This window comes from Echinicola sp. 20G (assembly GCF_015533855.1).
Classification (GTDB): Bacteria; Bacteroidota; Bacteroidia; order Cytophagales; family Cyclobacteriaceae; genus Echinicola.
Genome location: NZ_AP024154.1, coordinates 1,975,217 through 1,988,024 on the forward strand (window position 1 = coordinate 1,975,217; position 12,808 = coordinate 1,988,024).

A 12,808-nucleotide genomic window follows, 5' to 3' on the forward strand; every position below is an offset into this window, starting at 1 on the left:
GTATGTTAATATATAAAAACTATATAAATAGTTTTGAAACTAAAAGATTTTTAATACGTTTTCTTAACTTGTTGTTAAAATACAATCGTTTTGTAACTCTCTTAAAAATCATATTATCCATCACTATGAAATTTCCACATATTCAGTATAGTTATGCCCTTACTTTAGTTTTAGGGCTATTTGCCTGTAATACATCTGAAAAGAAAAAAGAACAAGGTCCCACTTCACCGCTTGAACTGGAGGTAGTGGATTCACTGGTAGTGGATGAGCTGGAACCTTTGGTGATGGATGATCATATGGCCAGTTTGGGTTATTACCTTTTAAGAAACACCAAAAGTCGTCAACCGCTTTTGGTAGATGAGAAAGGGACAGTCATCAAAGAATTCGATATTCTCCATGATGGTCCCGACGGCATAGGGAGTTTTGGTACGGGGTACAGGTTGTTGGATGATAGCCGGTGGGTCGCCCAAAACCTAATGACAGGCTATCATATATTTGATTATCAAGGTAAGAAGATCAAAGAGCTTCCCGCAGAGAGAGCTGGGCTTTTCTCTATTTCCATTTATAGCAATAGGACTACATTTACACCTTATGTCAAAAAATTTGGCGGACAGACTGAGAACTACATTATTGGGGAAGAACCCAATGCTTTTGACCACAAGGAGATCAGTGCCGAGGAGTTGGGACCTAAATTTTATAGCTTGGCCGAGACCATATTTAACTATGATATTGAAAAAGAAAAGCAGGAAATGATTACTACTTTCCCAGAGGTTTGGGAGCCTAGGGCCAATGAAAGGTTTGTAGGTCAGGCTTTCCCTTTGGTGGCTATTAATAGAAAAACCATGGAAATGGCCCTGTTGCCCACAGTAGGCAATCAGTTGTTCATTTATGATTATATGGGCGAAGCGCCCATATTGATCGATACTGTGCGGCTGACTCACCGTCACAGGCCTGATGAGGCTCGGGAAGTGGACCTGAATGCTGAAAGATGGTCTGATGATTATCCCTTATTTACAGATTTGAGGGTGTTTGGAGATGGTTATCTGGTAGGTTTTTATACCCGTATTCCATCAGATGTTATCAAAGAGCTTCGGGCCAAAAGTGAGGAATACTATAAGTTACCGGAATTTCAAGAGGCAAATGATCAGTATGCCAAGCCTTATTATATCTATGTCAAAGATGGTGAGCAAATAGGAGTCATTGACAAGCTGCCAGTACATGGCGTTGTGGACTTCGCAGATGAAGATGGAGTCTTATTTGTGAATGACAATGGAGACCCGGAAATAGAGCGAGATTACAATGTTTTCTATAAAATCAGGATCAAGGAATAGTTTTTTTAACCGTAGGAAAAAATATTTTTTCGGGTGTGAAATTTTGAATATTGTAAATAATCAGTGAAAATGGTGCTTTAAACTGTGGTTCGGATGCGTTGCAAACGGTTTCGGGTTGAGAATATTGAATTATTATTTCAAATTACTGATTATTGCTAAATTGTTAATAATGAATATTTATTGTTGTGGAATTTGCAATTTTAATATCTCTTATTTACGTTTGAGGTACAATCACGTGATTAACTAATTAATAGTACCTGCCCAAAGTAATTAGCCTCAGTAATATCTGGCTGTTCGGACGGACAGCTGGGAGGTTTGAAAGAGTTATTTTATTAACCCTTAAAATTTTAAAACCATGAGATTAATTATTGCAACAATGATGGCGCTTTGCATTTCACTCAGTGCAACAGCCCGTACCGCAGGTCACACAGACCTAGAGAAAGAAGAAAAAGAAGCTAAGGCGGTCCTTGAGAAAATTGGGGACAAGAAAGTTCAGCTCAAATTTTTGACCGAACCAAGCGGAAAAGTTATGGTAAGGATCAAAAATTCACACAAGGGTGTGATCTACAAGGAAATCATCAAGTCAGACAAAGAATTTAAGAAAAACTACGATTTGTCTGCTTTGGCTGAAGGTGATTATGAAATTGAGGTGTTTACCCGTGATCAAGGAACCATTAACAATTTCGAAGTAACCTTAGGTAAAGAAAAGTCTGCTGGATCCAATTATTTCACCAAAGTGAAAGTGATTGACGAAAAAAATGTCGCGCTTTTGGTGAAGTCTAGAGGAGAAGACAAAAAGTACATCCGTATTATGGATAAAGGTCATGTGATCTTTGAAGATTCCTTTGAGGGAAACAAGTACGGTAAACTATTCAAATTCGAAAAAGTAGCTTCTCTTGATGACCTTGTATTTGAGGTAAGAGACGAAGATGGAGATGGAAAATACCTTTCTGCTCTGTAAAACTAAAACCAACAAAGAATTTGGAGGCTGTCTAATTATAGGCAGCCTTTTTTGTGCGTCCATGTTTATGAGTTGGCGTTATTGGATCAATTTACGTTTTTTGATGAATTGATTCAGAATTAAAATACTGGATTTATTCAGATTTCTGCGGGAGTGATAAATCAGTCATAAGCTTTATGGGGCTACTTTCTTAAAACAATTTTTGAAATACTTAGATAGAAGTCTGTCTTACTACTAAGCAAGCCAACACAGATGTGATTATAATTCCGATAAAATCTGTGTTCCTCCTTTTTATCTGTGGCTTGAATAATATTGAATGATTTTCATTAGGTCTATTATAAGATGCATTATCACCAGTAGTTGGCATAAGACTTAAGTAGGAGTTCCTATTAAATCCTGAATTCTAATTATTTCAATGATTGAATTAAAATAGGTTTGATTTGAAACGAGGAAACTACCGAAAACGATTGCGGTTTTTACGGGATAAATGTAGTTAAAACTTTTTTTCAGATATTTTATAAATGGTTCTGTGTCGAGTTATGGTTTATTTTCGGAATAATATTTTGTTTCGGGGTTGGCTTTGTCAATTTCTGTTTTTAAAACTGAAAAATACAAAATAATTAATAATTAGCTTATTGTGTTGCTGAATTGTTAATTAATAATAATTTTTATTGAGTATTTTGTAATTTAATAGTCTTTGGTTTACATTTGTAGTGTGATCAATGATCAAACAAAGCACCCAAAATAATTAGCCTCTAGGAAAATACAAGTGCTCATCAGAGACTTGGAGGTTTAAAAAAATTCAAAACCTATTAACATTTCTAAAAAATGAGATTAATTATTGCAACACTAGTAGCGTTAAGTATTTCAGTAAGTACATTCGCGAAAACAGGTTCTGACCTGGATGAAAAAACAGTAAAAATTGAGAAAGTAGGAGACAAAAAAGTTGAGTTGAAGTTCTTGGCTGTACCAAGCAGCAAAGTACTTGTAAGAATCAAGGATGAAAACAGCTCAGTTATTTTCAAAGATATCATTTCAAGCGACAAGCTTTTCGCTAAAAAGTATGACCTTTCTGCTTTGGCTGATGGAGAGTACAAGTTTGAAGTATTCACTCCTGAGCAAGGAACTATTCAGAACAAAGACCTTTTTGTAGGTACTAAAAAAGTAAAAGCAGACTTCTTTACAAAGGTAAAAGTCCTTGATGATAACAACATCGCTTTCTTGGTGAAGTCTACAGATGAGTCCAAGAAGTTTGTAAGAATCCTTGACCAAGGTAACGTGATCTTCGAACAAGAATTTGACGGAAACAAATTTGGAAAAGTTTTCAAATTCGAAAAAGTAGCTTCTCTTGATAACTTGGTATTTGAAGTTAGAAATGAAGAAGGACAGGGTAAATACATCTCTGCTCTTTAATCATAATACAAGACAACAAAAAGGCGCTTTGATTATTTCAAAGCGCCTTTTTCATTTTTAGTCATTGGAGATGCTCAAGGCATTTTCCAAATTGCCTATAATGGTCAGGTAAATATTCCTGTTGCCATCCATGTTGGTAGGCTCGATTTCAATGGTTCCATTATTATTGCCGTCCACTGCCAAAGTGAGGTCTACATTTTCTAGTAGCTTGTTCAGGTTAAAGTTGAGATAAAGATCTTGACTCCCTTCAATTTTTATGCTTCCTCCTTCTGCTTTGGCCGCAAGCATTTCCTCTGTGTCTGTATAAATGGTAAACAGTTGCTCATTTACATTTCCCTGAATTTGCAATGTTTTGTTGAACATGTCATCACCTTCTTGCAAAACATCGTCACTTTGGAACTGGAATGAGATTTTGGAGTAAGTTCCCTGGTCTACCATAATATTCCCGAGGCTTTGACTAAGAGGAAGGGCGCTTTCTATTAATCCCAAGTTGATAGTGGCTCCTTGTTCAATGGGTACTTGCATTCCTGAATTGTTTTCACTTTCTCCTTGAATACTTAGGTTGGCAATAGAAGCATTGGCACTGATAATATTGGCTCCTGAGATCATTCGAGCATTTTCATCCGGTTGGCTGTTGGTAGCGATAGCTCTGGCTTTCACTGATACACTCGCTTTTGGCTTTTCACCCTCATCATTGTTGTCACATGATACAAAGGCAAAAGATCCCGCGGCCAAAAGACCAATCAACAATAATTGCTTTTTCATAATATAGTTGGTTTAGTTTCGAGGCAACAGGCCAATCACTATGCCATATTGCTCCAAATGGTTTTCAGTTCGGTAATTATGGTTTTTAGTTCATGAGATGGTCAAAAAGCACTTGATAAAAGAGTTAGTCTGAGAGGTTTGAGGAAGAAATTGAGTCAATTATGCGTGCCAAACTATAGACGGGACGGTGAAAATATGCTTGATTTTGTGTCACATTAGTACAGTAATCTGTCCGATATAGAACAATCGTACAGTCTTTTTTGAGGAAGGGCAAAATAAATTTAAGAGAAAATTAAAATAATAAATATTAATTTTTTGATGTTAGAACAATAATTTGAAAGACGGATTTTAGCGCAGAATCGATCAAACGTGTACTGTTTTCGATCAATTTTGCGAACAGTTATCCTGTATTGATACAGGTGTATGGATTTTTGCCCCATGCCAAAGAGGGGGAAATCAATAACTTTTAACATTTTAGTCATTTTGAAAAAATAAATTTTTCCAAATAAAAGAGGGTGAAATTGGTATGGTACGCAATTGGTGTTAGTGGATGTACAACTGAAATCAAAAACAATAACATTCAAAAAAAATAAACAAACACCGTCATGAAAGCATTATTAACATCAATTTTTGTATTTGGAATGATATTCCTAGCAAAAGCTTCAGAACCAGAAACACCAGCGAAAGAAAGTCTTATGGCCGTAACCATGGTCGAGGCAACCAATGAAAAAGTAAACATCACTTTTAAGGTACCAGTAGGCAAAGTAATAGTCTCCATTTTAGATGAGGACAATAAGCTCCTAGCGCGAAATAAATACAATGCGAAGACCCCTATGAAGATTCCTTACAATCTTTCAGAATTACCAGAAGGGGATTACTCTATCAAAATCAAAACTAAGGACGAAGTAGCCATTTATAACGTAGAAACTGAGGAGAAAAAAGTGGTTTTTGAAATGCCGATTGTGGCCTTCGGTAAAGCTTCGGATAATCACACCATTAACCTGACTGTTATTGGTATTGAGCAGGCTGGTACTCAAGTAGATATTTTCGATGAGAGCAACAATAAAATTGCCAGTGATCATGTGAAAGTTGAGAAAGGCTTTGAAAGAGATTATAAAATTACCAACAGAAATGTGGAAGGTTTATATGTACGGATCAAGGATGCCCAAGGGAGAAAGAAATACATTTATTTCTAATCCCAAATTAGCATAGGTTTGGGCATGAGGCTGTCAGTATCAGGGGCAGCCTCTTTTTTTGTTTTAATATTCCAGTAAGCGTTGAAGTTTTTCTTTGAAGCGATTTTTGGGAAGGAAGTTCTCTTCCAAGTTTGAACTGAAAGGTATTGGGGTGTCCAAACTGGCTTCCCTCATCACTGGTGCATCCAGTGACTCAAAACAGTGTTCACCTATCCAAGCTGCGATTTCTCCGCCAATTCCTCCAGTAAGGCAATCTTCATGTAGGATAATTACCTTGCCCGTTTTTTCAACAGTTTTCCTTACCGCCTCTTTGTCCCAAGGCAGCAAGGTTCTTAGGTCCAGTAAATCTCCATTGACATCCATTTCCTCCATTGCAGCCTTGGCCCAATGTACCCCCATGCCATAGGTAATGATGCTTACATCCTTCCCTTCCCTGACCCAGTTTGCTTTTCCAATTTCCAAGGTGTAATAATTATCAGGAACCTGCTCGCTGATGGCCCTGTAAAGTGCTTTGTGTTCAAAGAATAAATAGGGATTGGGGTCTTCAAGGGCTGTGGCAAGCAGTCCTTTGGCCTCAAAAGGAGAAGATGGATAGACAATTTTTAAACCAGGAGTGTGAAAAAACCAAGCTTCATTGGATTGGGAGTGAAATGGACCAGCTCCAACGCCTGCGCCAGTGGGCATGCGAATGACCACATCTGCATGTTGCCCCCATCGGTAATGGATTTTGGCTAGATTGTTTACGATTTGATTAAAACCACAACTGACAAAATCGGCGAACTGCATTTCCACCATGGCTTTATGCCCATTGATGGAAAGCCCCAGGGCCGTCCCGATGATAGCACTTTCGCAAAGTGGGGTATTCCTGACTCTTTCTTTACCAAATTCATCAATAAAGCCATTTGTGATTTTGAATACACCACCATAGGTGCCGATATCTTGACCCATAAGAACCAGCTCAGGGAATTTTTGCATGCTTTGCCTTAACCCATCGCTGATTGCATCAACAAATCTTTTCTCGCTGGTTTGATTGTGATCGGCTGCACTAGGATTGAAAGCAAAAGGCTTATAAAGGTCGCCGATTTCTTCTTCACTATAAGCTTCACTCTTCATTTCTGCAAAAGCACTTTCCAGTCCCTTTTCAATCTTTATTGAGATTTCATTGATAATCTTTGATTGGGATTTCGGATTTAAGACGCCCTCCGATATCAAGAAAGCTTCAAAGTTCTCCACAGGGTCTTTTGAGCTGCCTTCTTCGAAATAAGTTGTAGGTACGTACTTAGTGCCAGAAGCTTCTTCATGGCCCCGCATTCGATAGGTCATGGCTTCTACTAAAATGGGACGTGGTTTTTTGCGGATGTCTTTTGCCAGTTTGCTCAGACACTGGTAAGTCTCTAGAATATCATTGCCATCCACTTTGATGGCTTCCATCCCATAACCTGGGCCTTTATCAATAAACTGCTTAAATATGAATTGCTCCTCACTGGGAGTTGAAAGACCATAGCCATTGTGTTCTACTACAAAAATAACGGGAAGTTGCCAGACAGCAGCCACATTGAGTGCTTCGTGGAAGTCTCCCTCAGAAGTGGCACCATCTCCAGTAAAAACCAGTGTGGCCTTCGGATTTTTTTTGAGCTTATGGGCTAGGGCAATTCCATTGGCTACGGCCAGTTGAGGGCCGAGATGGGAAATCATTCCTACGATATGATGGGGTATTGATCCAAAATGAAATGATCGATCACGGCCTTTGGTAAAACCTGACTTTTTTCCTTGAAACTGGGCAAAGAGCCTTTCCAAAGGGATATCCCTACCTGTAAATACACCCAGATTTCGGTGCATGGGCAATATAAACTCGTCTTCTTCCAAGGCCTTCACCGCGGCAATGGATATGGCTTCCTGACCCCATCCGCTAAACCATTTGCTGATTTTTCCCTGCCTCAGGAGGATAAGCATTTTTTCTTCTATCTTTCTGGGAAGAAGCAAAGAGCGGTAGAGATCCAAAAGCGTTTTGTCATCCATGGATTTTCGGTCAAAGGTCATCTTGATAGTCTTATTGCTCATAGTATTGGGGCCATGCTTAGTCCAAAATAAGGGAAGATTATTTGAAAGCAAAGCTATTAATGGATTAGGATTTTATCTAACCTTAAGTGATGTAGAGAAAGAAAATTTCCGAACTTCCTGTAATAAAGATCAGTTTATAGAGTATGTCAGAGATTTTGATCAAAAATATGGTTTGCCCACGCTGCATCATGGCAGTTGAGGGTGTTTTTAGCAAATTAGAGGTGCCGATCAGTAGGATTGAATTAGGGAAGGTGACTGTCTCTCATGCCCTGACCAATCAGCAGGAAAAACATTTGGAAGGTGAATTGGAGTCCTTGGGCTTTGGGCTGATTAGGACGAAAGAGAGCCGACTGATTGAGAAGGTCAAAAGTAAGCTTTATCAGCTGCTTCAGGAGGAAGAGATCCCTACATCTTTGAATTTGTCAAGTTACCTGATCAATGAAATCAATGAGGATTACAGTAAGCTCAGCCATTTATTCAGCCAAGATCAGGGAATAACCATTGAGAAATTTTTTATTCGGTTAAAACTGGAGAAGACCAAGGAGTTACTTTTTAATCAAGAATTACAGCTTAGTGAGATTGCTTGGAGGCTAGGGTACAGTAGTGTGCAGCATCTTTCCAATCAATTTAAAAAAGTAACAGGCATGACGCCCTCAGCCTATAAGAAAATGAAAGAAAAACCTCGTGTAGGCTTGGATGAGATAAAATAAAAATGCGGATGGAAAATCATTTTCCATCCGCATTTTTATCAATGGCTTTTTGGCTTAGAACAACCTGAGGCCAAGGGATAGTATCAGTTGATTTTGTCTTTGATCAGTTTCCAGTCCAGCAATGCTTTCTGCCTGCTTGCTTAGAGATCCTTCATATTTCAGGTCAATGATCATGTTGGCGATGTCTACACCTATACCGGCCTGATAGCCGATGGTCGAGCTTTTATAATCTGGAACAGTTGCACCATTAAGTTCGTCCTCAAATTCTGAATTCAGAAGAAAGCTGGCCACTGGACCTCCTTGGATTCTAAAGACATCTCCTAACTTAAATCCTAGCATCACAGGTACATCAAGACGGTTGAAGGATGCTTCATAGGTTTTTTCTTCCATTCCTTGGGTTTCTTTGATTTCACCACCTGTATTTACATAAAGAACTTCTGGTTGGAGATAAAGTGAGTTGCCGCCCATTCTGACAAAGGCACCTACATGATAACCGAACTTATCACTTCCGCTTTCATATCCATCACCATTTACTTTGATGTTTCCTTGAGAAATACCCAGCTTAGGGCCAATGGAAAAGTCCTGAGCTTGAAGAGAAGCACTGATCCCCAGGATTGCGATAATTACAAGACAAATTTTTTTCATTACTGTGGAGCTTTTACTTGATAAGATTTATATACTATCGCCATTAAATTCAAATACCTTGCCATTTAAGTATGGCAAGGTATTTAATAAACGAAAGTTTATGCGTTACATTTTTTTGATAGCATCAGTGTATCTCTTCAGTTCCTTCTTCACTTTAGGGAAAAGGAAGAAAAGCCCGATCATGTTCGGGAATACCAGTGCCAAGATCATGGCATCTGAGAATTTCACGACAGCATTTAAGGTAGTGGATGCACCAATCACAATAAAAGCAATGAAGAGCATTTTATAAGTAAGGTCGGCTGCTTTGCTTCTTCCGAATAAGAATTTCCAAGATTGAAGCCCATAATAAGACCAGGAAATCATGGTAGAGAAAGCAAACAAAATAATAGCTACAGTCAATACATAGGAGAAATGAGGGATTACTGCGTCATAAGCCATAGTGGTCAATTCTACTCCACCGACAGATGCGCCGCCGTCTTTTAAGATTACATTTCCACTTCCATCTCCACCATAATTAAAGATGCTTTCTACATTTTTCAAACCACCGTCAATATTGAAAAAGATAATGACCAAGGCGGTCATGGTACAAACGATCACGGTATCGATAAGTGGTTCCAATAAGGCTACCACCCCTTCACTGGCAGGAAATTTGGTTTTTACAGCGGAGTGGGCAATGGCTGCAGATCCAGCTCCCGCTTCATTGGAGAATGCCGCACGTTGGAAGCCTACAATGATGACACCCATCATCCCGCCAAGTCCGGCCATTGGTGTGAATGCTCCTTCAATGATCAAACCAAAGGCATCGTCAATATAGTCATAATTGGCTCCTAGGATGACCAATGAGGCCAATACATAGACACCGGCCATAAAGGGAACGATCTTTTCAGTAATGTTAGCGATTCTTTTGATACCACCAATGATCACAATGGCTACCAAAACGGCAAGTCCAACGCCTATCCAAAAACCATTGGTTTGGAAATTGATACCCAATAAATTTGAAAGCTGGGAAGCTGCCTGGTTAGATTGGAAAGCATTACCGCCACCAAAAGAAGCCCCCACACAAAGTACAGCAAATAGGCCTCCCAAAAACTGTCCCAAACGACCTTTCTTCAAGTCATGGCCCAAGCCGCGAGAAAGGTAGTACATTGGTCCGCCGTGTACCGTTCCGTCATCTTCAATATCTCTATATTTTACTCCGAGTGTACATTCAACAAATTTTGTACTCATACCTAAGATACCACAAGCAATCATCCAGAAAGTGGCTCCAGGCCCACCAAGGGCAATGGCAACAGCTACACCAGCGATATTTCCAAGTCCCACTGTTCCAGAAACTGCAGTGGCCAAGGCTTGAAAGTGACTTACTTCTCCTCCTTTGCTTTCATCTACTACGATATCGCCGCTTTCAGGATCTTTATAAGTCTTCTCCATATCGTCATATTTGCCTCTGACCGTGTTGATCGCTAATGGCATCTTTGTGATACCTGGGGCGGCAAAATAAATGGTGAAGAAAGTAGCACCTACTACTAGTAAAATAAGGATGAAGGGGATGTTGTATTCGCCAATTGGAATGGGATAAAGTACCAGACTTTCCCAAGCGTCTGCAACTGGCTGAAAGGATTGGTCTATTCTTTGTCCAAAACTTAATTCTTCCGTAGGAGCAGCCTCTTGGGCAAATAGAGAAACGGGAAGTAGAAAAATTAAGAAGGATAGAAGTTTTCTATACATAGTGAGTTTAAATTTGAATTGTATATTTGAGTCTAAAACTTAGATTTTTAATTATTTATAGTTCATAAACCCAATTCCTATCTTTCCACTTTTCTATTTCCATCCTTCCAATATATCAGACTGCCAATAGGCGCTTTCCTTGGTTGGGAATGCATCCTTCATAGCATAGATAATAACTTATTTTGGGAGTGAATTTCATAGTAGAGGAGAAGAAATTGGACTTCTTCAAATAAATATTAATTTTTTCAATTAGCTAAATTAAGTTGTTTTGCTAGAATATCAATCCCTTCATTGAAACTTTTTGGCTGATAATTCAACTGAGTTTTAGCTTTTTGAATGTTAAAACCTGTTTTTAGGGGTCTTTTTGCTGGCTGGGTAAAGGTACTTGAGTTTGTTCTATTGATCTTGGATTTGTCCAATTTAAAAAAGTCAGCCGTCTTTATTGCCATGTCGTAAGGGGTCAATAACTCTTCCCCGGAGATGTTAAAAATACCCCTAGCCTTTTGTTCTGCCATCAAAATACAACCCTCGGCTAGGTCCTCGGCCAGCGTAGGGGTTCTGAGCTGGTCGTCTACCAGTTGTAGGTCTTTGCCCTGTTCGATAGAGTTCTTCACCCAAAGTACAATGTTTGAGCGGCTCATATCGTGGGAAATACCATAAACCAGCACGGTCCGGGCAATCCCCCAATTGATGTTTGAGTGTTGGATCAGCTCTTCTGCCAATAATTTGGTCTCACCATAATAATTGACCGGGTTTGGCTTGGCAGCCTCATCATAAGGCCCATCTTCCCCATCGAAAATAAAGTCAGTAGAGACATGAACCATGTAGGAGTCATGTTGCTCACAAGCTTTGATGATATGTTGCACTGCAGCCACATTCTGTTGGTAGCATGCCTCTTTTTCTGTTTCACATTGGTCCACATTGGTCATGGCAGCACCATGAATGACTAGGTCCGGTTGGAATTTGTTAAAGACACTTTTGACATCTTCCTGAGAAGTGATGTCCATAGAAGCATAGGTGTAATCCTTCCAAGAGGCAGGAAGCCTGCAAGCTCCCCTTCCCGTAGCGATAATTTCAAATGAACCTTTTTCGATCAAGCGCTTTACCAGCTTTTGTCCCAAAAGTCCATTGGCTCCAGTAATTAAGATAGATGGTTTATTGTTCTTCTGCGTATTCAAAACCGTATTCTTTGGTGATTTTTTTCTTTGAGATGTTTTCTACTTCTACCGTGATATAGACAGGATCAACTGGTACGTCCATATCGTCTGTCTTTTCAGCAGCGATCTTCTCCACCACATCCATTCCTTTGATGACTTTGCCAAATACAGTATATTCTTCGTCTAGATGAGGTGTGCCACCGACAGTGGTGTAGGTGTCAATTTGTTGTGGCGTGAGCTTTTTGTCCAAGTTGATATTGAGGAACTCTTCCATTTCGCCTTTCTTGGAAAGCATCAATTGGGTCATTCCATTAAAATCTCCAAAGTTATATAGTTCCACGTAGCGCTTGGCCAAGTCCTTTCTACTTTCCAAAGTAATGTATTTCATGAAATACTTTTGTAGCCGTTTCATGTCTGTGGTCAACTCTAACTCAGTATAAACTTTTCCTTCCACAATATAAAACTGGCTGCCATTGGAGCGTTGTTCCGGGTTGATGTTGTCACCCTGGCGAGCAGCTGCTATGGCGCCTTTTTCATGGATGAGATTTTTGTTGAACTCCGCTGGAATGGTGTATTGTTCAGATTCCGGTAATACTTCCTTGGTAAAAACATCGCCTCCTTGAATCATAAAATCTTCAATGACCCGATGGAATTCAGTAGAATCGAAACGGCCGGATTCCGCTAGATCGATGAAGTTGGCTTTATGTTTTGGGGTTTCGTCGTACAGGATCGCATAGATGTCTCCATGACGTGTGTGAATTTTGATTAAAGCATCTTTTTCAGAAGCACATGAGAATACCAATGGTAGCAAGCAGGCAAACCATAAAAGTTTCTTGTTCATAAG

The 12,808-nt window shown here is 39.4% G+C and carries 11 protein-coding genes; 5 read left to right on the plus strand and 6 right to left on the minus strand.

Annotation, left to right across the window (positions count from 1 at the left end):
* The first annotated feature begins 125 nt into the window (after nt 1-125).
* From JL001_RS08530 to JL001_RS08540, 3 genes are all read left to right on the plus strand, one after another.
* Nucleotides 126-1,331, plus strand: coding sequence for a hypothetical protein (locus tag JL001_RS08530; RefSeq protein ID WP_200975694.1), 1,206 nt, complete (start codon nt 126-128; stop codon nt 1,329-1,331).
* A gap of 355 nt (nt 1,332-1,686) precedes the next feature.
* Entirely contained in the window at nt 1,687-2,292 is a 606-nt protein-coding gene (locus JL001_RS08535) for a hypothetical protein (protein ID WP_200975695.1), read from the plus strand.
* An 828-nt stretch (nt 2,293-3,120) separates the two neighbouring features.
* On the plus strand, nt 3,121-3,705 hold the full coding sequence (locus JL001_RS08540) for a hypothetical protein (protein ID WP_200975696.1): 585 nt from the start codon (nt 3,121-3,123) through the stop codon (nt 3,703-3,705).
* A 57-nt stretch (nt 3,706-3,762) separates the two neighbouring features.
* Here the strand turns inward: JL001_RS08540 and JL001_RS08545 are convergent, their stop codons facing one another.
* A complete protein-coding gene (locus JL001_RS08545; RefSeq protein ID WP_200975697.1) occupies nt 3,763-4,470 on the minus strand; it encodes a hypothetical protein in 708 nt (235 codons plus the stop codon).
* A 605-nt stretch (nt 4,471-5,075) separates the two neighbouring features.
* Here JL001_RS08545 and JL001_RS08550 point away from each other — a divergent pair.
* A complete protein-coding gene (locus JL001_RS08550; protein ID WP_200975698.1) occupies nt 5,076-5,666 on the plus strand; it encodes a DUF3244 domain-containing protein in 591 nt (196 codons plus the stop codon).
* Between the two features lie 63 nt (nt 5,667-5,729).
* Here the strand turns inward: JL001_RS08550 and JL001_RS08555 are convergent, their stop codons facing one another.
* On the minus strand, nt 5,730-7,727 hold the full coding sequence (locus tag JL001_RS08555; protein WP_370567358.1) for a thiamine pyrophosphate-dependent enzyme: 1,998 nt from the start codon (nt 7,725-7,727) through the stop codon (nt 5,730-5,732).
* Nucleotides 7,728-7,870: 143 nt separating this feature from the next.
* Between JL001_RS08555 and JL001_RS08560 the strand changes: the two genes are divergently transcribed.
* A complete protein-coding gene (locus tag JL001_RS08560) occupies nt 7,871-8,437 on the plus strand; it encodes an AraC family transcriptional regulator (protein ID WP_200975699.1) in 567 nt (188 codons plus the stop codon).
* Between the two features lie 54 nt (nt 8,438-8,491).
* Here JL001_RS08560 and JL001_RS08565 read toward each other — a convergent pair whose 3' ends face one another.
* The 4 genes from JL001_RS08565 to JL001_RS08580 form a co-directional block, all read right to left on the minus strand.
* Nucleotides 8,492-9,082, minus strand: a complete 591-nt coding sequence (locus JL001_RS08565) for a porin family protein (RefSeq protein ID WP_200975700.1) — start codon at nt 9,080-9,082, stop codon at nt 8,492-8,494.
* A 105-nt stretch (nt 9,083-9,187) separates the two neighbouring features.
* Nucleotides 9,188-10,807, minus strand: coding sequence for a sodium:alanine symporter family protein (locus JL001_RS08570; RefSeq protein ID WP_200975701.1), 1,620 nt, complete (start codon nt 10,805-10,807; stop codon nt 9,188-9,190).
* Nucleotides 10,808-11,052: 245 nt separating this feature from the next.
* On the minus strand, nt 11,053-11,985 hold the full coding sequence (locus tag JL001_RS08575) for an SDR family oxidoreductase (protein WP_200975702.1): 933 nt from the start codon (nt 11,983-11,985) through the stop codon (nt 11,053-11,055).
* Entirely contained in the window at nt 11,963-12,805 is an 843-nt protein-coding gene (locus tag JL001_RS08580) for a peptidylprolyl isomerase (RefSeq protein WP_200975703.1), read from the minus strand. The genes JL001_RS08575 and JL001_RS08580 overlap by 23 nt, the downstream gene beginning before the upstream one ends.
* Nucleotides 12,806-12,808: the final 3 nt, after the last annotated feature.

Bases quoted from the DNA above. Each gene is read 5' to 3' on its own strand.
- JL001_RS08530 (WP_200975694.1), top strand. From the start codon at position 126: ATGAAATTTCCACATATTCAGTATAGTTATGCCCTTACTTTAGTTTTA.
- JL001_RS08535 (WP_200975695.1), top strand. From the start codon at position 1,687: ATGAGATTAATTATTGCAACAATGATGGCGCTTTGCATTTCACTCAGT.
- JL001_RS08540 (WP_200975696.1), top strand. From the start codon at position 3,121: ATGAGATTAATTATTGCAACACTAGTAGCGTTAAGTATTTCAGTAAGT.
- JL001_RS08545 (WP_200975697.1), bottom strand. From the start codon at position 4,470: ATGAAAAAGCAATTATTGTTGATTGGTCTTTTGGCCGCGGGATCTTTT.
- JL001_RS08550 (WP_200975698.1), top strand. From the start codon at position 5,076: ATGAAAGCATTATTAACATCAATTTTTGTATTTGGAATGATATTCCTA.
- JL001_RS08555 (WP_370567358.1), bottom strand. From the start codon at position 7,727: ATGAGCAATAAGACTATCAAGATGACCTTTGACCGAAAATCCATGGAT.
- JL001_RS08560 (WP_200975699.1), top strand. From the start codon at position 7,871: ATGTCAGAGATTTTGATCAAAAATATGGTTTGCCCACGCTGCATCATG.
- JL001_RS08565 (WP_200975700.1), bottom strand. From the start codon at position 9,082: ATGAAAAAAATTTGTCTTGTAATTATCGCAATCCTGGGGATCAGTGCT.
- JL001_RS08570 (WP_200975701.1), bottom strand. From the start codon at position 10,807: ATGTATAGAAAACTTCTATCCTTCTTAATTTTTCTACTTCCCGTTTCT.
- JL001_RS08580 (WP_200975703.1), bottom strand. From the start codon at position 12,805: ATGAACAAGAAACTTTTATGGTTTGCCTGCTTGCTACCATTGGTATTC.